Genomic DNA, 25,148 nt, shown 5'->3' on the forward strand with positions numbered 1-25,148 from the left:
AAGAAAAATGGTCGCTGAGTCAGTAGAAATCTATAATCAGATGAGGCCTCATACAGCGCTAAAATACAAAACGCCCGATGAAGTACACCGAGCGTTTTAACTAAAAAGTGTCAACCCATATCAGGACGGGTCATTTTCTACGTTGTAAGCTAAAAGCTCACGGTAGCGATCCAGTTTCTCTAAGCGAATATTCGCGTTAGCCATAAAGGTCTGCTTCGCTTTTCCGGTTAGAGATTTGGATTGAGGCAGTTTCACCGTTCGAGCATTCTTATGCACACCATTCACTAAGAACTCATAGTGCAGGTGAGGGCCAGTTACTCGTCCTGTTCCGCCTAAAGTACCAATGGTTTGGCCTTGTTTTACCCGCTGGCCGGTTTTAACCATGCGACGTTGCAGGTGGAGGTACTTAGTAATGTAGGTATTGCTATGTTTAATGAAGACATAGTTACCATTGAACTGGTTATAGCTCGATTTTTGGACGATACCATCACCCGCCGCCCAAATTGGTGTGCCAACGGGTGCCGCATAATCCGTACCGCGGTGTGCACGTACTTTGCCCGTAACTGGGTGGCGTCGAGTTGGGTTGAAGTTAGAAGTGACGCGACGAAAATCCAACGGCGAGCGTAAGAAGGCTTTCTTCATTGCGCGACCATTTTCGTCATAGTAGTTACCTGTTGCGTCATCTAGAATCGCTTTAAAGGTATCGCCTTGGTTAGTAAATACCGCAGCAATGATCTGGCCGCGATCGACCACTTCACCTTCAACGATTTTTTCTTGATAGAGAATTTTAAAGCTATCACCAGAGCGGATATCGAGTGCAAAGTCGATATCCCAGCCAAAGATGCCGGCAAGTTCCATTATTTGGTTGGCATTTAAGCCTGCGGTAATTGCTGCATTCCAAAAGTTTGAGCTAATGGATGCTTCTGCATAATTGTATTGGTAGTTGACTTCCTTGGACTCAATACTGCCTTGATAACCATTATTTTGTTTGGTGATCACATAAGATTCGTACGAATTCATTGGTCGTTTAATCTGCACCAACTCATCGTCTACATCGAAACCAAATTGCAACACGTCTCCAGGACGCAGTTTGGTTAACTGATCTTTGATTTCTTTACCAGAATTGGTCAGGTTATAAAGTAGACGAGAAGAAAGACCCGCACGTTCAAATACAATCGCTGCGCTCTCACCAGAACCGACGCTGAACTTTTCCCAACGCAGCTGCGCAAGAGGGGAAGCATTTTTTTCGCTGATAAGATTGGCGGGATTAATTTCTAAAGGGTATATCTGACCAACTTGGTAGAGACTTTTTTCTTCACGCAAAGATTGGGGCTCGGGTAGTGCCAAAGCACAACCGATAAGAATGATAAATAGGATAATCAACGCTCGATGAATCCTTGGTAATCGAGCAAAAAGCGACAACATCGTATGTCCGTATTAAAAATTCGACAAAAAAATCTAGCTGACTAGTCTAACTGGTTTCAAAAAGCATCGCTATTCAAGTAAGATGTAAAATTATCAAATTTTTGCCAAATCTGTGGGAGTGAACAAGAATGGCGAGTATTGAAGCAGCACTGGCCGAGATTAAGCGCGGTGTAGAAGAACTGATCCCTGAAGATGAACTGATTGCAAAGCTTAAAGAGGGTCGTCCTCTACGCATTAAGCTAGGTGCCGATCCAACAGCACCTGATATCCATCTAGGTCACACAGTGATTTTTAACAAACTGCGCACGTTCCAAGAACTTGGACACGAAGTTACTTTCCTTATTGGTGACTTTACTGCAATGGTTGGTGACCCGTCTGGTAAAAATACCACGCGTCCACCGCTAAGCCGTGAGCAAGTATTGCAAAACGCAGAAACCTATAAAGAGCAGGTTTTTAAAATTCTAGATCCTGCTAAAACGACTATTTCATTTAACTCTGAGTGGTTATCTGAGTTAGGCGCTGAGGGTATGATCCGTTTAGCATCAAACCAAACAGTGGCGCGTATGTTAGAGCGTGACGACTTTAAAAAGCGTTATGCAGGCGGTCAGCCAATTGCAATTCATGAGTTTATGTATCCGCTGCTTCAAGGTTATGACTCAGTTGCAATGGAAACTGACGTCGAACTTGGTGGTACTGACCAGAAGTTCAACCTACTAATGGGTCGCGAACTGCAAAAAGCAAACGGTCAAAAGCCACAAGCTGTATTAATGATGCCTCTTCTAGTTGGTCTAGACGGCGAGAAGAAGATGTCTAAGTCAGCGAACAACTACATTGGTATTAGCGAAGCGCCAAGCGAGATGTTTGGTAAGATCATGTCTATCTCTGACGATCTAATGTGGAGCTACTACGAACTGCTATCTTTCCGTCCACTAGGTGAGATTGAACAGTTTAAAGCAGACGTGGTGGAAGGTAAGAACCCTCGCGACATCAAGATCCTACTTGCGAAAGAGATCATCGCACGTTTCCATACTGAAGCGGATGCAGATGCAGCAGAGCAAGAGTTTATCAACCGTTTTGCTAAAAACCAGATCCCTGATGATATGCCAGAGTTTGAGTTTGCAGCAGAGACGCCAGTGGCTAACCTACTGAAAGAAGCAGGTCTATGTGCTTCGACGTCTGACGCAATGCGTATGGTTAAGCAAGGCGCGGCGAAGATGGATGGTGAAAAGGTTGCTGATGCTAAATTTGCTCCAGCAGCAGGCACTTACGTATTCCAAGTTGGTAAACGTAAATTCGCACGTATCACTATCAAATAATGATAGTTGAACTGCTATAGATAGGGCGCCGTTATCGGCGCTTTTTTTATGCCAGTTATACCCGTCTAACTTGAAACTGTAGCGGTGTTGACTGGCACTCACAAACCTCATCACATAGTACATCTATGCTCAGAGGCTTTGTTCTTTTGTCGCCTACCCACATCTCCAAGTTATTTGGGTATAGCGGTAATTATGTCTGTTATTTCAGCATACTTTTGTTATCATGCGCCCGTTGCGAATAGCGCAACGATTTCGGAGACTTTTATGAACAATACCGACCATCCCCCTAGTATGAGGGGAGAAAAATAACCCGCTTCGGTATTGGCGTTTCCACGTTTCTACCCAACGGGTAGAGCTTCTTTTTGATCCCTCTTTGATTTTTCTCCTCTCTTTTCTAGATTCCAATATATCTATCGCCATGCTGCGAGGGCTGTGCTGTACGCATTTTTGCAGCCATAATTGATTGGCATTAAACCTAAATTATTGCTTTAAATAGATATATTTGATGGTCGTTACCTTAAGCTAATCGGGAGATTCGCCCATGACGGTAATGAATAACATCTACATGGAAAACACACCAAACTTCTCAGTTGAGGAGATTGGCGCGGCACGGAATGCCTTTTTAAAATACGAACAAACTCAGCAAGTTCATCTGTTAACGGTTATGCCCCTTGAAGAGGCGGTGGCCATCTTGCAGCACTGCTCTTTGGGTTATGTTCAGCAATTGATTTCGCAATTAGAACTGAACGGTCAAGATAAGTTGGCTCGTCATTATGCTCACCAATTGGGATTAATATATTCCGAGGTAATGCCAAGTCAAAGTTATCTCGCGACGCCAGTTATCGAGCATGTGAAGCAACGTATTGGTTGGATTGTTGGCTTAGCTTTAATGGGGATTCTATCGGGTCTGATTATTGCTCAGTATGAAGATACTTTAAGCCAATTAGTGTTGCTGGCGGTTTATATGCCAGTGATTGCTGCCGCAGGTGGTAATACCGGTACACAAGCTGCGACCTTGGTGATACGTGCTCTAGCCACCGGTGAGCTGCGTAAACGTCAGTGGTTGTCAGTGCTGTGGAAAGAGAGCCGAGTGGCAATTTGTTTAGCGTTGGCGATTGCTCTAGTAATTGTCGCGAGAGTGATGCTATTCAGTGAACCTGGCAGTGCTGGTGGGTTTGAGTTACAAACGGTCGCGTTAGCTATTGCTGTCGCTTTGTTTGTTCAGGTGACACTATCCACCACTTTAGGTGGCGTATTACCTATCTTAGCCCGAGTGTGCAAACTGGACCCCGCAGTGCTTGTGAGCCCAGTATTAGCATCGATTGTTGATATCTCGGGGATGTGGATCTACTTCAGTGTTGTGAACTACTTCTTAGGACTAAACTGACTGTATTTCAGCACATCTTGATAGAACAGTTGTTCAAACTGCGTGATAGGGGCGATGGTAGGTTTATCATCGCCTTTATTGTTTGGCAGGTAATCCGCAATGAACTGGATGAATAGTGTGCTGGGCTTACCTGACTTATCTAGGCCAAATCCCGCCATATTATAACTGCCGTAAACCGAACCGCTTTTCGCGATTAGCTGGCCTTGGATTGGGGCATTTCGCATACTTGAGCGATATTTTAATGTGCCACTCTTACCAGAGGTTGGCATCAATTTCACTAAATCCAACTGCGGGTCATTTTTCCAGATATAACGTAGAACTGCAGCCATATCTTCACTGGTAAAGCGATTGTTACGTGATAACCCTGAGCCATCGGTGATCTTATTTCGTTCAAGGTTGATGCCCGTTTTTTGCAAAATCACCTGTTTTATTGCTTCAGTACCATTGTTATAGCTGCCCGCTTGAGCAAAATATTTCGCACCTAACGCTTTAGTCAGGTTGTCGGCAATTAGGTTATCTGACTTACGTAACATCACTTTAAGCAACTCAGGCAGTTTATCTGAATAATGTGCAGCGATTGGCTTAAAGCTATCGCTTGATGGCTGACCAATACGAATATTGCCGGAAAGTTTGATGCCAACTTGGTTTAAGAGACTGTTCATTGTGCGCTGGGTGTAGAGTGCCGGATCTTGCACCGCAAACTTAAGTGGCAGTGGTTTGCTACGTTCAACTAAACAACCTTGCAACTGATAATGGTTATCGGGTGAAACTTGTAGCTCTAAATCGCAGCGGCTGTCTTCAAATTGCTGCTTAGTAACGCTTTTGGCTGTGGTGCTGACATAGATAGGAAAGTGTTCTGGTGCATAAACTCGTGTTGAGCCATCTTTATTGGTGTAAATCGACGCATTGACGCAGTTTTCGTCAAGAGAAATCGCTGAAGATGGGGCGCTATAACATACACCGATGATATCCCAAGGCCAGCCTATCGCTCGTTCATAACCGGTAAAAGCACTGTTATCCAACCAAATGTCGCCGCGAATATGCGTGATACCTTGCTGCTTAGCCTCAGTGAGCAGTTGCTTGAGATCCTCACGACTTAAGGTTGGATCTCCGCTAAAGCGTACAGTGAGATCGCGGCCATTGCTTTCTAGGGCGGTTTTGAATTGAAACTCATCGCCTAATTCCAGCTTGGTAGCTAAAGCCGTCACAATTTTAAGAGTGCTTGCTGGGGGAAAAAACTGGTCGCGGTTTGAGGTGGTTAAATAGGGGGTATCTCCTGACAATGGCTCGATAGCGATAGACACTCGACTGCCCTGAGGAAGATAGTCGAGTGGCGCATAGGCGTGAGAATTAAAAGAAAGCATACTTGCCATACCAACAAGTAGAAAGGAACGTGGAAAAAACATAATTGAAATAATGAGCCAGTTTGTCGAGTCGTGCTTTGAGTATATAAAAAAAACGCCTGCTAGCGAGCAGGCGTTTAATGTTTGTGACAGATAGTCAGCTATTAGAAGTCGTAACGTAGACCTAGAGCTAGCTCGTCTTCTGCGTCTGCTTTAGTTGCAGTTGCAGTTGAGTCACCCGCAGTACCGAACTTGTCACCTTCGCTGATTAGGTTGAAGTTGTATGAAACGTAACCACGGAAGTTAGGTTTGAAGTAGTAAGATGCATCGATTGCAATGTTGTCAGCAGAAGTTTCGTCGTTAGTTTCTGCGTTGTTGTAAGTCGATGTAAATACAGTTTGACCTAGAGTGTATGCTGCTGCGAATTCGTAACCACGGTAGTCGCCATCTTTCTCTTGCACTTGGCCATCAGTGAAAGTTGTTGCGAAGTATAGGTCGTTGATAGCGTAAGATGCCGCTAGCATGTATTCGTTTTGCTCATCTGCACCAGAGTATTGGCTTGCGTAACCAGCACCTAGTTTAAGACCAGTATCACCTAGAGCGTAGATTGTAGATAGAGAGTAACCGTCAGCATCGTTGTCGCCGTAAGATGTAGCATCGATATCTGGGTTAGTGATGATGTTGCCGTTTGAATCTAGTTCAGTACGGTCAGCAAAACGGTAGCTTGCTTTAACGCTTAGGTCAGCAAATTGGCCTTTGTACGAAAGCATGTTGTCTGCACGGTCAGCAACGTTGATTTTCATTGCTGCAGAGTTACCGTGGTAAGCCATGATATCAGTGAAGTCAGTGATAACGCCTAGTGCACCGTCGTTTTTACCGTAAGTGATTTCACCAAATGCGCCACCTAGACCAGCGTATGCGTAACGGTTGGTAAGGCTATCGCTGTTGCTATCAGTAGCACCGCCATTGTCAGCAGTTGTGAATTCACCTTCGTAGAAACCAACACCGTATAGACCATCAGTGATTTGAGTTTTGCCTAGGAAGTTTAGACGTACGCGAGAGGCATCTTCAGCTTTGCCATCTTTTAGAGATAGACGTGCTTCAGCACGACCACCCATTTCTAGGCTAGTACCGTCTTGGTTGTAGATTTCACCAGCGTTAGCACCAGTAGCAATTGCAGTAGCGGCTACTGCTAGGGCAATCAGAGTTTTGTTCATCGTTTAAATCCTAATTTATTGTCTATAAATCGTGTTATTTCGAAACGAAGCTGCATTGTCCATTAAGCTTCAATTTCTCTGCTCATTGCCACGCATACGTTTGACATTCTATAAATCAATGGCTTGATGCCGTGGCATTTCGTGAGTCAAGTTGTACCGCCAAAGTTCCCGACTGGGTTAGTAAAACGATATAAATTTGGATTGTGAACAGTGTTTTATTTTGCCTAATTATTGTCTAATTACATGTTTTTATTGAACTAAATTATTTTATTGTCTTGTGTAAATAATCGGCATTTTTTTGTTTTTTTTAGCCTTTTTGAGTTAACAAAAGGCTAAAATTTACATCTAAATCGGGAGGAAATGTGACGGGAAGTAAGAACCGCAGCGAGACAAATGGAATTAAGATGATTTAGCAGGCAAGTTTGTTTACACTACAATAAATTGATGAGAGTCCTGACTACCTAGTTCCTTGGAACTGGGTAGTTTTATTTTGTCCAAAGCATGCTTTGGCTTAGAGGTATATGATGGAAAAGGTTCCAATGACAGTAAAAGGCGAGCAACAGCTACGCCTAGAACTTGAAAGACTATTAAAGCTTCGTCCACAAATTTCTGAAGCGATCGCTGAAGCGCGTGAGCTGGGTGACCTGAAAGAGAACGCTGAATACCACGCGGCTCGTGAAGAGCAGGGCATCTGTGAAGCTCAAATTCGTGATATCGAATACAAGCTATCTGTTGCGCAAGTTATCGATGTAACTAAGATGGAAAATACAGGTAAAATCATTTTCGGTTCGACAGTAACACTGATTGATTGTGATACAGAAGAAGAAAAAACTTACCAAATCGTAGGCGATGACGAAGCAAACATTAAGAGCGGTCGAATTTCGGTAAGCTCTCCAATTGCACGTGGTCTAATCGGTAAGATGGAAGGCGACGAAGTGGTTATCTCTACGCCAGGCGGCGAACGCGACTTCGAAATTGATCGCGTTGAATACATCTAATGCTAATTAGCCAAAGTGCTAAAATGCAAAAAGGTCGCCTAGGCGACCTTTTTTATTGCGACTCAATCAAACTATTACTTACGAGGTAGTTCGATTTTGCGCTCTTCAGTTTGACGGAAAAGGATAAGTGTCTTACCGATCACTTGTACTTTTTCTGCGCCTGTTTCACGAACGATAGCGTCTACAATCAAAACTTTAGTTTCGCGATCTTCAGATGCGATTTTAATTTTGATCAGCTCGTGGTGATCCAGTGCGATTTCAATTTCCGCTAGAACAGCTTCCGTTAGTCCGTTTGCGCCCAGAAGCACAACAGGTTTTAAGCTGTGCGCTAGGCCTTTTAGGTGCTGCTTTTGTTTGGTGCTTAGGTTCATTACGCGGCCAATTTTCTATAGAATAAGGGTTGAAAAAAGCTATTTTAACGCCATCTAATGGCAAAGACTATAATTTATTGAGCAATAGGCTTAGCCTATTACAACAATAGCTCCATATTTGTGCCTTGTTGAGAGTAAAATGAGTAAACAAAAACATTCGGCCAGTTCCGGCCGTTGGTTGAAAGAACACTTCGATGATAAATACGCTAACGAAGCGCGCAAAAAAGGCTATCGTTCGCGTGCTTACTTCAAGATCGAAGAGATTCAAGAAAAAGATAAATTGTTGAAATCTGGGATGACGGTCGTCGATTTAGGCGCTGCACCAGGTGGTTGGTCTCAATATGCTGCTAAAATAGTAGGAGAAGAGGGTCAGATTATTGCATGTGACCTACTTCCAATGGATCCAATTGCTGGTGTGAGCTTTCTACAAGGCGACTTCCGAGATGATGCAGTACTAGAAGCACTTCTAGAAAGAATCCAACCAGCAATGGTTGACGTAGTAATGTCAGACATGGCACCAAATATTGCGGGTAACAACTCGGTCGACCAGCCACGCGCTATGTATTTAGTTGAACTGGCGTTGGATATGTGTCGACAAGTTCTAGCCACAAATGGTAGTTTTGTCGTAAAAGTCTTTCAGGGAGAAGGATTTGATCAATACGTGAAAGAAGTTCGTGATATGTTCAGAACCGTTAAGGTTCGTAAACCAGACTCTTCAAGAGCGCGTTCTCGCGAAGTGTTTATCGTAGCCACTGGTTACAAAGGTTAACTATTTGCTTATCTAAGCGGTCGTTAACACTATAGCTACAGTCTAAGAACTGTAGTACCCTACCTTTAATTACAATTAGTTATCGCGAGGCTGACACCTTGAGTGACATGGCAAAAAATTTAATTCTGTGGCTTGTTATCGCCGTAGTGTTGATGTCGGTTTTCCAGAGCTTTGGGCCAAGTGAAAACAACGGCAGAGCGGTTGATTACACTACATTCGTACAGGAAGTTGGCCAAGGCCAGATTCAGGAAGCAACTTTTAAAGACGGCGAGATTTCATTCGTTCGTCGTGGCGGCGGTGCTAAATATGTTACCTACATGCCAGTTTACGACCAGAAACTTCTTGATGATCTAATTAATCAAAATGTAAAAGTACAAGGCACTCCTCCAGAAGAGCAAAGCCTACTTGGTACTATTTTCATCTCTTGGTTCCCAATGATCTTACTGATTGGTGTATGGATTTTCTTCATGCGCCAAATGCAAGGCGGCGGCGGTAAAGGCGCTATGTCTTTCGGTAAGAGCAAAGCTCGTATGATGAGCGAAGAGCAGATCAAGACGACATTTGCTGACGTTGCTGGCTGTGACGAAGCAAAAGAAGACGTTAAAGAACTGGTAGACTACCTACGCGACCCTAGCCGCTTCCAGAAATTGGGCGGTAAGATCCCAACGGGTGTCTTGATGGTTGGTCCTCCAGGTACAGGTAAAACGCTACTTGCGAAAGCGATTGCAGGTGAAGCAAAAGTACCATTCTTTACCATCTCAGGTTCGGATTTCGTAGAAATGTTCGTTGGTGTGGGTGCATCTCGTGTACGTGACATGTTCGAACAAGCGAAGAAAGCCGCACCTTGTATCATCTTTATCGATGAGATCGATGCGGTAGGTCGTCAGCGTGGCGCTGGTGTTGGTGGTGGCCACGATGAACGTGAGCAAACACTGAACCAAATGCTAGTAGAGATGGATGGTTTCGAAGGTAACGAAGGTATTATCGTTATCGCAGCAACTAACCGTCCTGACGTTCTTGACCCTGCACTGCTTCGTCCTGGTCGTTTTGACCGTCAAGTGGTGGTTGGTCTACCGGATGTACGTGGTCGTGAGCAGATCTTGAAAGTTCACATGCGTAAAGTACCGCTAGCGGGTGATGTTGAGCCTTCTCTTATCGCACGTGGTACACCAGGCTTCTCTGGTGCCGATCTGGCTAACCTAGTAAACGAAGCGGCACTGTTTGCTGCGCGTGGTAACAAGCGCAACGTATCTATGGTTGAGTTTGAACTGGCGAAAGACAAGATCATGATGGGTGCTGAGCGTCGTTCTATGGTGCTTTCAGAAGAGACTAAAGAGTCGACGGCATACCACGAAGCGGGTCACGCGATTGTTGGTCGCTTAGTGCCTGAGCACGATCCAGTGTACAAAGTGTCTATCATTCCACGTGGTCGTGCGTTGGGTGTGACTATGTACCTGCCAGAGCAAGATCGCGTAAGTATGTCTCGTCAACATCTAGAATCGATGATTTCGAGTCTATACGGTGGTCGTCTAGCTGAAGAGCTCATTTACGGCAAAGATAAAGTATCAACGGGTGCATCAAACGATATTGAGCGCGCAACGGATATTGCCCGTAAGATGGTGACTCAGTGGGGCTTCTCTGAAAAACTTGGTCCACTACTTTATGCAGAAGATGAAGGTGAAGTGTTCCTAGGCCGCAGTGTGACCCAGACTAAACATGTTTCTGATGACACTGCGAAACTCATCGATGACGAAGTACGCAAGCTTATCGATCGCAACTATGACCGTGCGAAGAAAATCCTAGAAGATAACATGGATATCATGCACGCGATGAAAGATGCGCTAGTGAAATACGAAACCATCGATGCTGGTCAGATTGATGACTTGATGGAGCGTAAAGCAGACGTTCGTGAGCCTGCTGGCTGGGCGGACAGCTTAAGCAACAAGTCTGATGACAAACCTCAAGCTAAACCAGAGGTTAAAGAAGAAGCTCAAGAGAAACCTCAGCAGCCAGAACAAACTGCAGAGCAACCAACCTCTCAAGAGAGCACTTCAGCTGAAGCGACAGAGAAAAAAGACTCTGAATAATTAGGTTTTTAAAGATAAACCCCGAGGTAACTCGGGGTTTTTGTATTTATACCCAAGCAAAACAATGAACATTACAGCCAACAACAAATCTCTCGACCTTTCAACGCCGCAAGTGATGGCGATTCTCAATGTTACTCCTGACTCTTTTTCTGATGGGGGCAAATTTAACTCGTTAGATAACGCATTGCAGCAAGCTGAAAAAATGATTGCCGCTGGTGTCTCAATTATCGATATTGGTGGTGAGTCTACTCGACCAGGTGCGCCAGATGTGACTCTAGAAGAAGAGCTCGCACGCGTGATTCCGGTGATTAAGGCGATTCGAGCCAAGCATGACGTTTGGATCTCTATTGATACCAGCAAGGCCGAGGTGATGCGCCAAGCCATTGAAGCTGGAGCGGACCTGATTAATGATGTGCGTGCCTTACAAGAGCCTGGCGCTCTAGAGGTCGCAGCACAAGCCGGTGTGCCGATTTGCTTAATGCACATGCAAGGTCAGCCAAGAACTATGCAAGCGAATCCGCACTACGTGGATTTAATGCAAGAAGTGGCGGAGTTCTTACATGAGCGAGTTGCAGCTTGTGAAGCTGTCGGTATCAAACGAAATCAATTGATCCTTGATCCTGGATTTGGTTTTGGCAAAACACTTGAGCATAATTATCACATGCTGGCCAATCTTGAAGCCTTCCATCAATTTGGATTACCAATACTCGCAGGAATGTCGCGAAAATCCATGTTATTCAAGTTGTTGGATAAAACGCCAGCAGAATGTGTTGCAGCAAGTGTCAGTTGCGCTACCATAGCGGCCATGAAAGGCGCGCAAATTATTCGCGTTCACGATTTTGAACAAACGCTTGATGCGGTCAAAGTGGTCACTGCCACTTTAGACAATCAATAATTAAAAACAAAGGAACCCTCATGTCTGACAAAAGACGTTATTTTGGTACCGACGGAGTTCGTGGCAAAGTTGGACAGTACCCTATTACTCCTGATTTCGTACTTAAGCTTGGCTGGGCTGCTGGTCGTGTATTAGCAAAACAAGGCACTAAAAAAGTCATTATCGGCAAAGATACCCGTATTTCTGGTTACATGCTTGAGTCTGCGTTGGAAGCTGGCCTTGCAGCCGCGGGGCTTAAAGCGACCTTTACCGGACCAATGCCAACACCTGCAGTGGCTTACTTAACGCAAACCTTCCGTGCAGAGGCGGGGATTGTGATTTCTGCGTCACATAACCCTTACTATGATAACGGCATTAAATTCTTCTCATCTGAAGGTACTAAGTTGCCAGATGATGTCGAGTTAGCGATTGAAGCCGAGCTTGATAAAGATATCGAATGTGTTGAGTCTGCGCTTTTAGGTAAAGCTACGCGTCTAAATGATGCGGCGGGCCGTTACATTGAATTTTGTAAAAGTACTTTCCCTTCAGAATTAAGCCTTGCCGGTCTTAAGATCGTTGTGGATTGTGCTCACGGCGCAACTTACCATATCGCACCATCAGTATTCTCTGAACTCGGTGCCGATGTTGTCGCTATGGGTGTTGAACCAAACGGCCTCAATATCAATGACGAAGTTGGCGCGACCGATGTGCGTGCTTTGCAAAAACGTGTGGTTGAAGAACAAGCGCATCTAGGTTTAGCATTTGATGGTGACGGTGACCGTATCATCATGGTTGACCATTTAGGTAATAAAGTTGACGGTGACCAAATTGCTTACATCATTGCTCGTGATGCATTGCGTCGTGGTGAACTAAAAGGTGGTGTGGTTGGTACATTGATGACTAACCTAGGCATGGAAAACGGTCTTAAACAATTGGGTATTCCTTTCTTGCGTGCCGCTGTCGGTGACCGTTATGTAATGGAAAAATTGCTAGAGAAAGGCTGGAAGATCGGTGCTGAAAACTCAGGCCATGTTATCTTACTGGATAAAGTCACCACTGGTGACGCTATCGTCGCAGCTCTGCAAGTTTTAGCATCAATTGTGGGCAGTGAACTATCATTGCACGAACTTTCACAAGGTATGACGCTTTACCCACAAGTGCTAGAAAACGTACGTTTTAGTGGCGATTCAAACCCACTGGAAGCGCAAGCAGTAAAAGATTCGGTTACTGAAGTAGAAGCGAGCCTGGGCGAGAAAGGTCGAGTACTATTACGTAAATCAGGTACTGAGCCTTTGATTCGCGTGATGGTAGAAGGCGAAGATGCGGAGTTGGTGCAATCTTCTGCGCTAAAAATCGCTGATGCAGTGAAAGCAAGCTTCTAGCGTTTAACTGATCATCGAAGAGAGAGGGATTCGCCTCTCTCTTGGTTTTTCAGGGGAATTGTTCGATATTGCCCTTTTTTTAACCGTTTGATTCTCAAGTTGCGCTTTTTTGTCAATTTTCTCTTGTCAGTGTCGGTCGCTTTCGCTAGTATTGCTCCGCCTTCATTAAGGAGGTCGCTAGCCTTGTTCTGGAAGATCACTAGAGCGGCGCTGGCCTAACAATTTGGAACATAGGTGGACAACATGTTTTCAGTTCTACTTGTGATTTACCTGTTGGCAGCGGTTGGTGTAATCGGCCTCGTGTTGATTCAACAAGGTAAAGGCGCAGATATGGGAGCCTCATTCGGTGCAGGCGCATCAAACACAGTGTTTGGCGCAAGCGGCTCAGGTAACTTCCTAACCCGAATGACTGCAATTTTTGCAACAGTATTTTTTGTCATCAGCCTAGTGCTAGGTAACATGTCAACTCATAAAACTGAATCTCAGTGGGTTGACCCGACTCAAGGTCAAGTTATCGAACAAACTGCTGATGATGTAGCGAGTGATGTTCCAGCCCCTGTTGGCGAGGAAATTCCGCAATAAGCGATTACGCTGCCGAGATGGTGAAATTGGTAGACACGCTAGCATGAGGTGCTAGTGCCTTAGGTGTGAGGGTTCGAGTCCCTCTCTCGGCACCATTGATTTACAAACTTGTAAAACCTTTGATTGAGCGTATAATGCTCATCAAGTCGGACGCGGGGTGGAGCAGCTTGGTAGCTCGTCGGGCTCATAACCCGAAGGTCGTCGGTTCAAATCCGGCCCCCGCAACCAATCCTCTGGATTAGGTCAAGTTTGCGCAGAACGCTTTGCTTTCGTTTTGCGAGTTAAACAGCTAATGTTTAACACATCAGGGTCCAGCAATAAAAAACCCCGGCTTATCGGGGTTTTTTATTATCTAAATTTTTGTAACGAAAATTTAGATCTTGCTTGGAATTTAAATTGGGCTCTATGCCCTTTTTTTGTTTCTGGAGTGGTTCAAATGACTGGTTTAGAAAGACAACTTACTGAAATGCTTGAAGCGCCGGTAGAGGCGATTGGCTATGAGTTGGTTGGATTAGAATTTATTCGTGCAGGTGAGCACTCAACACTGCGTATCTACATTGATCACGAAAATGGTATCAATGTCGACGCTTGTGCAGAAGTTAGCCATCAAGTAAGCGCTGTACTCGATGTAGAAGATCCTATTTCAGTGGCTTATAACCTTGAGGTTTCTTCACCAGGTCTAGAAAGACCACTATTTAAAGCTGCCCACTATGAGCAATTTATTGGTCATGAAGTGAGCATCGTTTTGAAGATGGCTGTAGGTAACCGTCGTAAGTGGAAAGGTGTTATCCACTCAATTGATGGTGAAACCGTCTCTGTTACTGTTGAAGGTAACGAAGAGCAGTTTGCGTTAAGCAACATTTCCAAAGCTAACCTGATCCCTAAATTTTAGGTCCCTAAAAATTTAAAAGCTTAGAGGCTAAATAAAATGAGTAAAGAAATTTTAGCGGTAGCAGAGGCAGTATCGAACGAAAAAGCGGTACCTCGCGAGCGTATTTTCGAAGCACTAGAAATCGCTCTGGCTACTTCTACTAAGAAAAAGCGCGAAATCGAAATCGACGTGCGCGTTGCTATCGACCGCAAAACTGGTGAATTCGAAACTTTCCGTCGTTGGTTAGTTGTTGAAGAAGTTGAGTTCCCAACGAAAGAGATCTCACTAGAAGCAGCACAATACGATGACGAAACCGTTCAACTAGGTGACTACGTTGAAGACGAGATTGAATCAGTAACGTTTGACCGTATTACTACGCAAACTGCAAAACAAGTTATCGTACAAAAAGTACGTGAAGCTGAGCGTGCACAAATCGTTGAGCAGTTCATCGACAACGAAGGTGAACTAGTTACTGGCGTAGTTAAGAAAGTTAACCGCGAAACAATCGTACTAGATCTAGGCAACAACGCAGAAGCGGTAATCCTACGTGATGACCAACTTCCTCGTGAAAACTTCCGTCCAGGTGACCGTGTACGTGGTCTTCTGTACAAAGTTGCTCCAGAAGCGCGTGGTTTCCAACTATTCGTAACACGTTCTAAGCCGGAAATGCTTCAAGAGCTATTCCGCGTAGAAGTGCCAGAAATCGCAGAAGAGATCATCGAACTTAAAGGTGCTGCTCGCGATCCAGGTTCTCGTGCGAAAATCGCTGTGAAAACTAACGACAAACGTATCGACCCAGTTGGCGCGTGTGTTGGTATGCGTGGTGCACGTGTACAAGCGGTATCTGGCGAGCTAGGTGGTGAGCGTATCGATATCGTGCTTTGGGATGATAACCCAGCGCAATTCGTAATCAACGCAATGGCGCCAGCTGATGTTGCTTCAATCATTGTTGATGAAGATGCACACGCAATGGACATCGCTGTTGAAGCTGATAATCTAGCACAAGCAATCGGCCGTAACGGTCAAAACGTTCGTCTAGCATCTCAACTAACTGGTTGGGAACTAAACGTAATGACAGTGGCTGATCTGCAGAAGAAACACGCTGAAGAATCTCAAGCTTCTATCGAAAACTTCATGAAGTACCTAGATATCGAAGAAGACTTTGCTCAACTACTTGTTGAAGAAGGCTTCTCTACTCTAGAAGAAGTTGCTTACGTACCAGTTGCAGAACTACTAGAAGTTGACGGTCTAAATGAAGAATTGATCGAAGAGCTACGTAACCGTGCGAAAGAAGCACTGACTACTCTAGCTCTAGCTCAAGAAGAATCTTTTGAAGGTCTAGAGCCTGCTGAAGACCTATTAGGTCTAGAAGGTCTAGAACGTGAAATGGCATTCAAACTGGCTGCTAAAGGTGTTGCGACACTTGAAGATCTAGCAGATCAGGGTATCGATGATCTAGAAGGAATCGAAGGATTAACAGAAGAGCGTGCTGGTGAACTAATCATGGCTGCACGTAACATTTGTTGGTTCGGAGACGAAGAATAATAATTCAGCAAGGAGGAAGCGGAATGACACAACTAACAGTAAAAACTCTGAGTGAAGAGATTGGTACGCCAGTTGACCGCTTAATTGAACAACTTGCTGACGCTGGTATTTCGAAGTCTAGCAGCGATGCGATTTCAGAGGGCGAGAAGCAACAGCTTCTCAGCCATCTTAAAAAAGAACACGGCGATACGTCGGGTGACTCAGCGCCTACACGCCTTACATTACAACGTAAGACTCGTAGCACACTGAGTGTCAACGCTGGTGGCGGCAAGAGTAAAGATGTTCAAGTTGAAGTGCGCAAGAAACGTACCTACGTGAAGCGCAGTGCAATTGAAGATCAAGCTAAACGTGAAGCTGAAGAAGCAGCTGCACGTGAGGCTGAAGAAGCGGCTAAACGCGAAGCAGAAGAAGCAGCTAAGCGTGAAGCTGAAGAGAAAGCGAAACGTGAAGCTGAAGAAAAAGCTAAGCGTGAAGCGGAAGTACAACGTAAAGCAGAAGCAGAGAAAGCGAATGCCGAACGTGGTGCTGAAGACAAAATTAAGCAAGAAGCAGCGCGAAAAGAGGCCGACGAGCTTAAGCGTCGTCAGGAAGAAGAAGCCAAGCGTAAGGCTGAAGAGGATAGTCAGCGCAAGCTTGAAGAAGCTCGCGAAATGGCTGAAAAGAACCAAGAGCGTTGGTCTGCTGCAGAAGAGAAAAAGGGTGATATGGAAAATACAGATTACCATGTAACGACTTCACGTTACGCACGTGAAGCCGAAGATGAAGCAGATCGTAAAGTAGAAGGCGCAAGTCGTCGTCGTAAACAGAAGAAAATGTCTTCTAAGACTGACGATCAAGAGCGCGGCGGTCGCAATGCACGTGGTGGCAAAGGCGGTCGTCAAAAAGGTAAGTTGGCTAAGCCATCTTCAATGCAACAAGCTTTCGATAAGACAGCAGCGGTAGCAAAAGCTGACGTTGTGATCGGTGAAACGATCGTATTGTCTGAGCTTGCAAACAAGATGTCTGTTAAAGCAACTGAAGTTATCAAATCGATGATGAAGATGGGCGCTATGGCGACTATCAACCAAGTGATCGACCAAGAAACTGCACAACTTGTAGCAGAAGAAATGGGTCACAAGGTAATTCTTCGTAAAGAAAACGAACTTGAAGAAGCTGTACTAAGCGATCGTGATAGTGATTCAGAAGCTGTGCCACGTGCACCAGTTGTGACTATCATGGGTCACGTTGACCACGGTAAAACGTCAACACTTGACTACATTCGTCGTACACACGTTGCTTCTGGCGAAGCTGGCGGTATCACACAGCATATCGGTGCTTACCACGTTGAAACTGAGAACGGCATGATCACGTTCCTTGATACTCCTGGACACGCAGCGTTTACTGCAATGCGTGCTCGTGGTGCTCAAGCGACAGATATCGTTGTTCTAGTTGTTGCTGCAGACGATGGCGTTATGCCACAAACTGTAGAAGCAATTCAACACGCAAAAGCGGCGGGTGTACCGCTGATTGTTGCGGTAAACAAGATCGATAAAGAAGACGCGAACCCAGATAACGTTAAAAATGAGCTAGCTCAGTACGACGTTATTCCTGAGGAGTGGGGCGGTGAGAACATGTTCGTTCACATCTCTGCGAAACAGGGTACAAATATCGACGGTCTTCTAGAAGCAATCCTTCTACAATCAGAAGTTCTTGAACTTACTGCTGTAGCTGAAGGCATGGCATCTGGTGTTGTTGTTGAATCTCGTCTAGACAAAGGTCGTGGTCCTGTTGCAACAGTACTTGTTCAATCAGGTACTCTACGCAAAGGCGACATCGTACTATGTGGTCAAGAATACGGCCGTGTACGTGCAATGCGCGATGAACTAGGTAAAGAAATCAACGAAGCGGGTCCTTCGATTCCTGTAGAGATCCTAGGTCTTTCAGGTGTACCTTCATCAGGTGACGAAGCGACTGTAGTACGTGACGAGCGCAAAGCGCGTGAAGTTGCAAACTACCGTGCTGGTAAGTTCCGTGAAGTGAAGCTTGCTCGTCAGCAGAAATCTAAACTAGAGAACATGTTCGCGAACATGGCTGCTGGTGAAGTTGCTGAACTGAACGTAGTACTGAAAGCTGACGTACAAGGTTCTGTAGAAGCAATCGCTGATTCACTACTGAAACTGTCAACTGACGAAGTTAAAGTTAACATCGTAGGTTCTGGCGTAGGTGGTATCACTGAAACTGACGCAGTACTAGCTGAAGCTTCAAACGCAATCATCCTTGGTTTCAACGTACGTGCTGATGCATCAGCTCGCCGTGCAATTGAAACTGCAAGTGTTGATCTACGTTACTACTCAATCATTTACCAGCTAATCGACGAAGTTAAACAAGCGATGGGCGGTATGCTTGCTCCAGAATTCAAGCAAGAGATCATTGGTCTTGCTGAAGTACGTGACGTGTTTAAGTCACCGAAACTGGGTGCAATCGCTGGCTGTATGGTAACTGAAGGTGTGATCAAGCGTAACGCTCCTATCCGTGTTCTACGTGAAAACGTTGTAATCTACGAAGGTGAGCTTGAGTCACTACGTCGCTTTAAAGACGACGTTGCTGAAGTTAAGAATGGCTACGAGTGTGGTATCGGCGTTAAGAACTACAATGACGTTCGCGCAGGTGACCAGATCGAAGTATTCGAAACAGTGGAAATCAAACGTACACTGGATTAATTGACTAAAATTGCCTTAAGGCAATGATTGGTTGTTGAATACGCCATGGGGGGCTGGGTTAACCATCCCCCCATTCTTTCTATTTAAGAGAAGAATTATGTCAAAAGAATTTAGCCGCACGCAGCGCGTAGCACAGCAGCTGCAAAAAGAACTAGCGATGATCCTACAGCGCGAAGTTCGTGATTCACGTTTGGGTATGGTAACCATCTCAGATGTTGAAGTATCTCGTGACCTTGCTTACACGAAAGTATTCGTTACTTTCCTATGTGTAGGTGAGCAAACGCCAGAATCTTGTCTTGCAGCACTGCGCGAGCATGAAGTTCACATCCGTATGATGCTTGGTAAGCGTATTCGCCTACGTCTTACTCCAGAAATCCGCTTCTACTACGACAATACGTTAGTAGAAGGTATGCGTATGTCTAACCTAGTGACTGAAGTTGTTAGTCAAGACAAGAAAAAGCAAAAAGATGCAGGTCGTGAGGACGAAGAGTAATGGCTCGTCGTCGCAAAGGTCGTCCTATTGATGGCGTGATCCTATTGGATAAGCCAACCGGTATTTCATCAAACGATGCGTTACAAAAAGTAAAGCGTATCTATTTTGCAGAAAAAGCGGGTCATACTGGCGCTCTAGATCCTTTAGCAACAGGCATGCTGCCAATTTGCTTAGGTGAAGCGACCAAGTTTTCTCAGTTCCTATTGGACTCAGATAAACGCTACCGCGTGATCGCGAAGTTGGGTGAGCGTACTAACACCTCCGACTCTGATGGTGAAGTGGTTGAAACCCGTCCCGTCGACGTGGATCTGGCTAAGCTAGAAGCGTGCATTGATAAATTCCGTGGTGAATCTGATCAAGTGCCATCTATGTTCTCTGCGCTTAAGTACCAAGGTAAACCTTTGTACGAATACGCGCGCAAAGGCATAGAAGTACCTCGCGAATCGCGCAAAATCACCGTATACCAGATCGTTCTGCATCGTTTTGAAGGCGATGAAGTTGAGATGGAAGTACACTGCTCAAAAGGTACTTACATTCGTACTATCGTTGATGATCTAGGTGAGATGCTTGGTTGTGGTGCGCACGTGACTATGTTGCGTCGTACTGGCGTTGCGAAATACCCATACGAACGTATGGTCACGCTAGAGCAGTTGAATGAATTGCTTGAGCAAGCGCATCGTGAAGAGATTGCACCACGCGAATTGCTTGATCCTTTGCTAATGCCGATGGATACCGCTGTTGAAGACCTACCAGAAGTGAACATGAATGCCGAGTTAACGGATTTGGTTCAACATGGTATGCCTGTACAAGTTTCGGGTGCACCTGCGGAAGGTACTGTTCGTATGACAAGTGGTGAAGAGAAGCTCTTTATCGGTGTCGCGCAGATTGACGACAATGGTCGTGTTGCACCGAAACGCTTAGTCGTGTTCCGCGAACCAGAATCAGCGAATGCTTAATACCAATCAGCATATGTCTTTGATCATTCTTGCTGATTAAAATCGCTGATAACGTTGTTGCAGATTTTGTAATTAGAATAACTAGTTAGCTGCAATCTGCGCCTAGTTCTAAGCGATTTTTCTTGCGCAATTTGCTGACCACTTACTTATCCTGATTGGTATAAGTTTGGCTGAGAAACGTCTAGAACAAAAAAACCTGCTCATTGAGCAGGTTTTTTTATATCTGAAAGGCAAATTATTTTGCCGCTTTAAGACCCGCGTTGATATCTAAGATATCTTGCTCGCTTAGTGTACCCACCGCTTGACGCAGGCTTAGAACACTTAAAATGTAGTTGTAACGAGCGTTTGAAAGGCTCTTATTCGCATCGTATAGACGGCGTGTTGCGTCAAGTACATCTACGATAGTACGTGTACCAACATCAAAACCCGCTTCCGTCGCTTCAAGCGCAGACTCAGCAGAAATTACCGTTTGTTCAAATGCACGTAGTGCACCGATAGAAGCGCCAATGTCGTTATTTGAAGCGCGAACATCTTTAACTACACTGCGGTAAGTTTTCTCTAGCTCTTGGCTTGCTGAAACGTAAGCGAACTCGGCTTGTTTGGTTGCCGATGTCACTGAGCCACCTGTGTATAGAGGCACCTCTAGTTGTAAACCTAGATTTAGGTTATCGCTGTCATTGTCGCCTTGATCGCCATCGATATCAGTAAGGTTGTAACCACCTTTTAGATTCAGTGTTGGTAAGTGACCTGAGCTCGCATTTGAGATGTTGTCTTTGGCAATGTCTTGCGAAATACGTGCAGACAATAGACTTAGGTTTTTCTGTTGTGCCTCAGAGAGCAAAGCGTCGATTGTTTGTGCGGTTTTGCTCGCAGAGAAACGCTTAGTATCAAGCACGTCTAGATTAGAGTGCTCTTGACCCGTAATCTCGCGCAGACCTTCGTAGCTGTTTACTAGGTCATTTTCTGCCAATACTTCATCGGCCAGTACTGAGTCGTATTGAGCTTGCGCATCGTGCACGTCAGTAATCGCTGATAGACCCACTTCAAAGCGCTGCTTAGTTTGCTCTAGTTGGCGACCTACTGCCGCTTTTTCTGCGCGAACGAAAACTAAATTGTCTTGAGCACGTAGAACATCAAAGTAGGCTTGAGAAACACGTAGAATCAACGCCTGTTGTACTGCTGCGTATGCCGCGTCAGCTTGGCGCGCACCTTTTTCAGCCGTATCTAGCGTGATCCAGCTCGAGCGGTTGTATAGTTCTTGAGTGAAGTTGATGCCTGCATTCCAACCATCGCTATCATTGTCAAAGTCGTTACGCTCACCGCGGTTAATATCGTAACCAGCTGAAAGACCAATTTGCGGTAGCAAACTTGCGCGCGAAGAGTTAATCGCTTCAAAAGCTTCATCACGAGATGCGGCTGCACTCAGCAGTGTTGGGTCGTTTTCTTTTGCTTGGTTGTAGATATCTGCCAGAGTATCAGCCCAAGCGGACGTGCTAAGGCTGCCTAGCGCTGCACTGATAAATAATGGAAGCAGTTTTTTCATGGGTTCGATTCCTGCTAGATAAAATTATGGGTTCTGCTGTACAAGAGTTTAACCTAAATTGATGCTAATTCATTCTAAACTTTGCATTCTTTTACACTTAATTGTCCGGCTGTACAATAAAAAGGGTGTAAATTTAAAATTTCTTAGAAAAATTATACAAAAAGTTGAGCTGGGTCGATGGAACAACAGCAAGACACTAAGTAAACTATTAGACTCACTGACAGAGGTGCCAGATGCAACACTCGAACAATGATTCACCACTATTTTCCACCGAGGATGTCGAAATAATCTCAAAAGAGACGGTTTTTCAGGGTTATTTCAAAATGGTTCAATACCGCTTTAAGCATAGATTGTTTGCCGGCGGTTGGAGTGAAGTCATTGATCGTGAGATGTTTGAACGTGGTCATGCGGCTGCGCTTCTCCCTTACGACCCCGTCACCGACCAAGTGGTACTCGTTGAACAGATCCGAGTTGGAGCACTGGAGCACAGTCAACCTTGGCAGCTAGAAATTGTCGCGGGCATTATCGATAGCGAAGAATCTGTAGAAGAGGTCGCTCGCCGAGAAGCAATGGAAGAAGCGGGTATTGAAGTCAACCGTTTAACCAAAGTGACTTCCTATTATCCATCTTCAGGTGGCTGCTCTGAACGTTTAGATGTGTTCGTCGGCGAGGTCGATGCGTCCACCGCACATGGCATTCATGGTTTAGACTATGAAGGTGAAGATATTCGTGTTCAGGTAGTGAGCCGTGCGCAAGCTTACCAATGGGTAGAAAGCGGACGTTTTGAAAATGGCGCATCAATCATTGCACTACAATGGTTGGAGCTGAACCACCAACGCTTAAGAGTACAATGGCAAGAGTAGTAGATAGAAAACCGTATCATGTTGATTTAGCTGAATTGATGCGGGTTTATGAAACCAATTACGCGAAGTTGAACGCTTTGTTGCCGACGCAACCGAGTGTCGGTGATGTGCGTTGTTATCAAGTTGTCAGTATGTCGTACCAAATAAAAGTGGGTGAAGTCACAAAGTACACAACTTTGGTTGATATTTGTCAAAGCGATGACGTTCCAATATTTCCATTGCCGAAAATGTCTGTCAGGCTTTATCACGATGCTCGTGTTGCTGAAGTGTGCAGCAGTGAATACTTAAATCGAGTCAAAGCTCGATACGATTATCCAAATGACAAAATGGTTCAAAAAGACGAAAAAGCACAGTTGAACCGTTTTCTAGGCGATTGGCTGTCGTTTTGTTTACGACATGGAATAAGCCGTACGCCGCTGAATATTTAGGTTTTAAATTTGAAAGTGACGTCGAACACCACAGTGAAAGACACAATTAAATTACTGCAAATCACCGATACTCATCTGTTTGAAGCGGAAGATGGAAGCTTGCTCAGCGTTTGTACCAATGAAAGCTTTAAAGCTGTGGTTGACGCTGTACAGCAAGATAATTTTGCTTTTGAAGCTATTTTGGCAACCGGTGATATCTCCCAGGATCATACCGATGCGTCATACCAACGCTTTGCTGAGGGTATTCTGCCATTGCAGAAGCCTTGTTATTGGCTGCCTGGCAATCATGATTATAAACCTAGCATGAGTACTGTATTGCCATCGGAGCAAATCGTTCAGGTAGAGCATGAGTTGCTTGGTGATTCTTGGCAAATGATCTTACTCGACTCTCAAGTTGAGGGTGTTCCGCACGGCCGCCTGAGCCCGCAACAATTGGAATTACTCGACACGAAACTTGCGGAGTATCCTGAGCGTCATACCTTGGTTTTGCTCCATCACCATTCATTGTTGGTAGGCAGCGCTTGGCTTGACCAACATACCCTAAAAGATGCTGACCAGTTCTGGCAAGTGGTCGAGCGTCATACCAATGTGCGAGCCATATTGTGTGGTCACGTGCATCAGGATATGCATAAAGTTCATAAGGGCGCCTCCGTTATTGCGACACCTTCTACTTGTGTACAGTTTAAGCCGAATAGCGATGATTTTGCCTTAGACAGTTGTTCACCAGGTTGGCGAGAGTTGGAACTGCATGCTGACGGCAGTTTTGATACTCGTGTCAAACGTTTAGAAGAGGGATTGTTCTCCCCTAATTTTGACTCTAACGGTTATTAGGCCGCTAGAGTTACCCATCTTAATATCACAATGTTTTGTGTTGGCGATGCCAATCAATTAGAGAGTAGAAATCTATGAAACCATCTTTATTGTTGTATGTTCACGGATTTAACAGTTCTCCGTTGTCCCATAAAGCGAATGTGATGAAAGAGTATTGCGCTCAGTACCGTCCGGATATCAAAGTGGTGGTGCCACAACTTCCTTGCTTCCCTCAGCAAGCTGCGCAACTCTTGCTTGATATAGTCAAGCAATATCAAGGTGAGTACCGTATTGGACTCGTTGGCAGCTCTTTGGGCGGTTATATGTCGACTTGGCTCAATAGTCAGTTTGGTTTTAAAGCGGTGGTCGTCAACCCTGCGGTGAAGCCTTATGAACTACTGCTTGACTATTTAGGTGAGCAGGAGAATCCTTACACGCATGAGCGTTACATACTAGAAAGTCATCATATTGATGAGTTAATAGCACTTGATGTCGCAGAACTCGGTAATCCCAATGATTTTTGGTTGTTACAGCAAACTGAAGATGAAGTGCTCGATTACCGCCAAGCTGTCAATAAATTTGCCCAATCAAAGCAAACCGTTGAACAAGGTGGCGATCATAGCTTTGTTGATTTTGAAAGATACCCGCAGCAGATTATTGCGTTTTTAGAACTGTAGCGCAGCCAATGATTTTTCCCTAGATGCGAGTTGCTCAAAAATTTGCCGTTCATTGAGGGAAGAGTCATAAATTTACTGGTTACTTACGTATCTCGCTTGACATAAACAGGTCTCTTCCAGACTATGTGACCCTATACTTTTGCAGTTGCTAGACGCTGATATATTCAGTGGTTGCTCTATTTTTACTTGCATCACTTTTGCGTAATGCGCACTCTGCAAAGTAACCAAATCAATTTCCATAACGAATTTCCGTATTATGACTGAACAATATAATGCTGGAGCCATTGAGGTTCTTAATGGCCTGGAGCCAGTACGTCGCCGACCAGGGATGTATACGGATACAGCGCGCCCAAACCACTTGGGCCAAGAAGTCATCGATAACAGTGTCGATGAAGCGCTAGCCGGACATGCCTCTAAGGTACAAGTGATTCTGCATGCAGACCAATCGTTAGAAGTCATCGATGATGGCCGTGGTATGCCTGTTGATATTCACCCTGAAGAAAAAGTTTCAG

At 45.0% G+C, this 25,148-nt stretch carries 24 protein-coding genes and 2 tRNA genes; 21 read left to right on the forward strand and 5 right to left on the reverse strand.

Going from position 1 to position 25,148, the window contains the following annotated elements:
* Positions 1-100 (forward strand): integrase core domain-containing protein (locus tag IRQ95_RS20420; RefSeq protein ID WP_194435861.1); only part of this gene is annotated, 100 nt, incomplete at its 5' end.
* A 20-nt stretch (positions 101-120) separates the two neighbouring features.
* Here the strand turns inward: IRQ95_RS20420 and shyC are convergent.
* Positions 121-1,425 (reverse strand): peptidoglycan DD-endopeptidase ShyC, encoded by a 1,305-nt coding sequence (gene shyC / locus IRQ95_RS20425; protein WP_194439396.1) that lies wholly within the window; start codon positions 1,423-1,425, stop codon positions 121-123.
* A gap of 128 nt (positions 1,426-1,553) precedes the next feature.
* Between shyC and tyrS the strand changes: the two genes are divergently transcribed.
* Together tyrS and IRQ95_RS20435 are read left to right on the forward strand one after the other, a co-directional pair.
* A complete protein-coding gene (gene tyrS, locus IRQ95_RS20430) occupies positions 1,554-2,741 on the forward strand; it encodes a tyrosine--tRNA ligase (RefSeq protein WP_194439398.1) in 1,188 nt (395 codons plus the stop codon).
* Positions 2,742-3,282: 541 nt separating this feature from the next.
* A complete protein-coding gene (locus tag IRQ95_RS20435) occupies positions 3,283-4,128 on the forward strand; it encodes a magnesium transporter (protein WP_194439400.1) in 846 nt (281 codons plus the stop codon).
* On the opposite strand, the gene dacB is transcribed toward IRQ95_RS20435, so the two are convergent.
* Entirely contained in the window at positions 4,107-5,534 is a 1,428-nt protein-coding gene (dacB, locus tag IRQ95_RS20440; protein ID WP_194439402.1) for a serine-type D-Ala-D-Ala carboxypeptidase, read from the reverse strand. The genes IRQ95_RS20435 and dacB overlap by 22 nt on opposite strands.
* 101 nt (positions 5,535-5,635) lie before the next feature.
* Positions 5,636-6,688, reverse strand: a complete 1,053-nt coding sequence (locus IRQ95_RS20445) for a porin (protein WP_194439404.1) — start codon at positions 6,686-6,688, stop codon at positions 5,636-5,638.
* 524 nt (positions 6,689-7,212) lie between these two features.
* Here IRQ95_RS20445 and greA point away from each other — a divergent pair.
* On the forward strand, positions 7,213-7,686 hold the full coding sequence (greA, locus tag IRQ95_RS20450) for a transcription elongation factor GreA (protein ID WP_194439429.1): 474 nt from the start codon (positions 7,213-7,215) through the stop codon (positions 7,684-7,686).
* Positions 7,687-7,760: 74 nt separating this feature from the next.
* On the opposite strand, the gene yhbY is transcribed toward greA, so the two are convergent.
* Positions 7,761-8,057 carry a ribosome assembly RNA-binding protein YhbY gene (gene yhbY / locus IRQ95_RS20455; protein ID WP_075649327.1) on the reverse strand — a complete coding sequence of 99 codons (297 nt, stop codon included), beginning with the start codon at positions 8,055-8,057 and terminating at the stop codon, positions 7,761-7,763.
* A gap of 139 nt (positions 8,058-8,196) precedes the next feature.
* Between yhbY and rlmE the strand changes: the two genes are divergently transcribed.
* The 12 genes from rlmE (at position 8,197) to truB (ending at position 20,315) form a co-directional block, all read left to right on the forward strand.
* The gene (gene rlmE, locus IRQ95_RS20460) at positions 8,197-8,826 is read left to right on the forward strand and encodes a 23S rRNA (uridine(2552)-2'-O)-methyltransferase RlmE (protein ID WP_075649326.1); all 630 of its coding nucleotides are present in this window, start codon (positions 8,197-8,199) and stop codon (positions 8,824-8,826) included.
* A gap of 107 nt (positions 8,827-8,933) precedes the next feature.
* Positions 8,934-10,913: an ATP-dependent zinc metalloprotease FtsH gene (gene ftsH / locus IRQ95_RS20465; protein WP_194439406.1), complete on the forward strand. Its 1,980-nt coding sequence runs from the start codon at positions 8,934-8,936 to the stop codon at positions 10,911-10,913.
* Between the two features lie 64 nt (positions 10,914-10,977).
* Positions 10,978-11,808, forward strand: coding sequence for a dihydropteroate synthase (gene folP, locus IRQ95_RS20470; RefSeq protein ID WP_194439408.1), 831 nt, complete (start codon positions 10,978-10,980; stop codon positions 11,806-11,808).
* A 20-nt stretch (positions 11,809-11,828) separates the two neighbouring features.
* Positions 11,829-13,169, forward strand: coding sequence for a phosphoglucosamine mutase (glmM, locus tag IRQ95_RS20475; protein ID WP_194439410.1), 1,341 nt, complete (start codon positions 11,829-11,831; stop codon positions 13,167-13,169).
* Between the two features lie 243 nt (positions 13,170-13,412).
* Entirely contained in the window at positions 13,413-13,751 is a 339-nt protein-coding gene (secG, locus tag IRQ95_RS20480; RefSeq protein WP_075649439.1) for a preprotein translocase subunit SecG, read from the forward strand.
* A gap of 11 nt (positions 13,752-13,762) precedes the next feature.
* Positions 13,763-13,846 (forward strand) — tRNA-Leu (locus IRQ95_RS20485).
* Positions 13,847-13,902: 56 nt separating this feature from the next.
* A tRNA-Met gene (locus IRQ95_RS20490) sits at positions 13,903-13,979 on the forward strand.
* Between the two features lie 208 nt (positions 13,980-14,187).
* Positions 14,188-14,643, forward strand: a complete 456-nt coding sequence (gene rimP, locus IRQ95_RS20495; RefSeq protein WP_075649322.1) for a ribosome maturation factor RimP — start codon at positions 14,188-14,190, stop codon at positions 14,641-14,643.
* Between the two features lie 36 nt (positions 14,644-14,679).
* Entirely contained in the window at positions 14,680-16,167 is a 1,488-nt protein-coding gene (gene nusA / locus IRQ95_RS20500) for a transcription termination factor NusA (protein WP_194439412.1), read from the forward strand.
* Between the two features lie 23 nt (positions 16,168-16,190).
* Entirely contained in the window at positions 16,191-18,866 is a 2,676-nt protein-coding gene (gene infB / locus IRQ95_RS20505; RefSeq protein ID WP_194439413.1) for a translation initiation factor IF-2, read from the forward strand.
* Positions 18,867-18,963: 97 nt separating this feature from the next.
* Complete coding sequence (gene rbfA / locus IRQ95_RS20510; RefSeq protein WP_194439415.1) at positions 18,964-19,359, forward strand: 30S ribosome-binding factor RbfA; 396 nt, start codon at positions 18,964-18,966, stop codon at positions 19,357-19,359.
* Positions 19,359-20,315 (forward strand): tRNA pseudouridine(55) synthase TruB, encoded by a 957-nt coding sequence (truB, locus tag IRQ95_RS20515; RefSeq protein WP_194439417.1) that lies wholly within the window; start codon positions 19,359-19,361, stop codon positions 20,313-20,315. The genes rbfA and truB overlap by 1 nt, the downstream gene beginning before the upstream one ends.
* Before the next feature lie 235 nt (positions 20,316-20,550).
* On the opposite strand, the gene tolC is transcribed toward truB, so the two are convergent.
* Positions 20,551-21,858 (reverse strand): outer membrane channel protein TolC, encoded by a 1,308-nt coding sequence (gene tolC / locus IRQ95_RS20520; RefSeq protein ID WP_194439419.1) that lies wholly within the window; start codon positions 21,856-21,858, stop codon positions 20,551-20,553.
* A 233-nt stretch (positions 21,859-22,091) separates the two neighbouring features.
* Here tolC and nudF point away from each other — a divergent pair, with 233 nt between their 5' ends.
* From nudF to IRQ95_RS20545, 5 genes are all read left to right on the forward strand, one after another.
* Positions 22,092-22,721: an ADP-ribose diphosphatase gene (gene nudF, locus IRQ95_RS20525; protein ID WP_194439421.1), complete on the forward strand. Its 630-nt coding sequence runs from the start codon at positions 22,092-22,094 to the stop codon at positions 22,719-22,721.
* Positions 22,709-23,149 (forward strand): DUF1249 family protein, encoded by a 441-nt coding sequence (locus IRQ95_RS20530; protein WP_194439423.1) that lies wholly within the window; start codon positions 22,709-22,711, stop codon positions 23,147-23,149. The genes nudF and IRQ95_RS20530 overlap by 13 nt, the downstream gene beginning before the upstream one ends.
* Before the next feature lie 9 nt (positions 23,150-23,158).
* Positions 23,159-23,980 (forward strand): 3',5'-cyclic-AMP phosphodiesterase, encoded by an 822-nt coding sequence (gene cpdA, locus IRQ95_RS20535; protein ID WP_194439425.1) that lies wholly within the window; start codon positions 23,159-23,161, stop codon positions 23,978-23,980.
* Positions 23,981-24,054: 74 nt separating this feature from the next.
* Positions 24,055-24,636, forward strand: coding sequence for an esterase YqiA (yqiA, locus tag IRQ95_RS20540; protein WP_194439427.1), 582 nt, complete (start codon positions 24,055-24,057; stop codon positions 24,634-24,636).
* Between the two features lie 256 nt (positions 24,637-24,892).
* Positions 24,893-25,148: ATP-binding protein (locus IRQ95_RS20545; protein WP_267254626.1), on the forward strand; the 256-nt coding region annotated here is incomplete at its 3' end.

This window comes from Vibrio fluminensis, assembly GCF_015278125.1.
GTDB lineage: Bacteria > Pseudomonadota > Gammaproteobacteria > Enterobacterales > Vibrionaceae > Vibrio > Vibrio fluminensis.

What these genes read in the sequence shown, in the direction of transcription:
- shyC (WP_194439396.1), bottom strand. Translation starts at nt 1,425, where the DNA reads ATGTTGTCGCTTTTTGCTCGATTACCAAGGATTCATCGAGCGTTGATT.
- tyrS (WP_194439398.1), top strand. Translation starts at nt 1,554, where the DNA reads ATGGCGAGTATTGAAGCAGCACTGGCCGAGATTAAGCGCGGTGTAGAA.
- IRQ95_RS20435 (WP_194439400.1), top strand. Translation starts at nt 3,283, where the DNA reads ATGACGGTAATGAATAACATCTACATGGAAAACACACCAAACTTCTCA.
- dacB (WP_194439402.1), bottom strand. Translation starts at nt 5,534, where the DNA reads ATGTTTTTTCCACGTTCCTTTCTACTTGTTGGTATGGCAAGTATGCTT.
- IRQ95_RS20445 (WP_194439404.1), bottom strand. Translation starts at nt 6,688, where the DNA reads ATGAACAAAACTCTGATTGCCCTAGCAGTAGCCGCTACTGCAATTGCT.
- greA (WP_194439429.1), top strand. Translation starts at nt 7,213, where the DNA reads ATGGAAAAGGTTCCAATGACAGTAAAAGGCGAGCAACAGCTACGCCTA.
- yhbY (WP_075649327.1), bottom strand. Translation starts at nt 8,057, where the DNA reads ATGAACCTAAGCACCAAACAAAAGCAGCACCTAAAAGGCCTAGCGCAC.
- rlmE (WP_075649326.1), top strand. Translation starts at nt 8,197, where the DNA reads ATGAGTAAACAAAAACATTCGGCCAGTTCCGGCCGTTGGTTGAAAGAA.
- ftsH (WP_194439406.1), top strand. Translation starts at nt 8,934, where the DNA reads ATGGCAAAAAATTTAATTCTGTGGCTTGTTATCGCCGTAGTGTTGATG.
- folP (WP_194439408.1), top strand. Translation starts at nt 10,978, where the DNA reads ATGAACATTACAGCCAACAACAAATCTCTCGACCTTTCAACGCCGCAA.
- glmM (WP_194439410.1), top strand. Translation starts at nt 11,829, where the DNA reads ATGTCTGACAAAAGACGTTATTTTGGTACCGACGGAGTTCGTGGCAAA.
- secG (WP_075649439.1), top strand. Translation starts at nt 13,413, where the DNA reads ATGTTTTCAGTTCTACTTGTGATTTACCTGTTGGCAGCGGTTGGTGTA.
- rimP (WP_075649322.1), top strand. Translation starts at nt 14,188, where the DNA reads ATGACTGGTTTAGAAAGACAACTTACTGAAATGCTTGAAGCGCCGGTA.
- nusA (WP_194439412.1), top strand. Translation starts at nt 14,680, where the DNA reads ATGAGTAAAGAAATTTTAGCGGTAGCAGAGGCAGTATCGAACGAAAAA.
- infB (WP_194439413.1), top strand. Translation starts at nt 16,191, where the DNA reads ATGACACAACTAACAGTAAAAACTCTGAGTGAAGAGATTGGTACGCCA.
- rbfA (WP_194439415.1), top strand. Translation starts at nt 18,964, where the DNA reads ATGTCAAAAGAATTTAGCCGCACGCAGCGCGTAGCACAGCAGCTGCAA.
- truB (WP_194439417.1), top strand. Translation starts at nt 19,359, where the DNA reads ATGGCTCGTCGTCGCAAAGGTCGTCCTATTGATGGCGTGATCCTATTG.
- tolC (WP_194439419.1), bottom strand. Translation starts at nt 21,858, where the DNA reads ATGAAAAAACTGCTTCCATTATTTATCAGTGCAGCGCTAGGCAGCCTT.
- nudF (WP_194439421.1), top strand. Translation starts at nt 22,092, where the DNA reads ATGCAACACTCGAACAATGATTCACCACTATTTTCCACCGAGGATGTC.
- IRQ95_RS20530 (WP_194439423.1), top strand. Translation starts at nt 22,709, where the DNA reads ATGGCAAGAGTAGTAGATAGAAAACCGTATCATGTTGATTTAGCTGAA.
- yqiA (WP_194439427.1), top strand. Translation starts at nt 24,055, where the DNA reads ATGAAACCATCTTTATTGTTGTATGTTCACGGATTTAACAGTTCTCCG.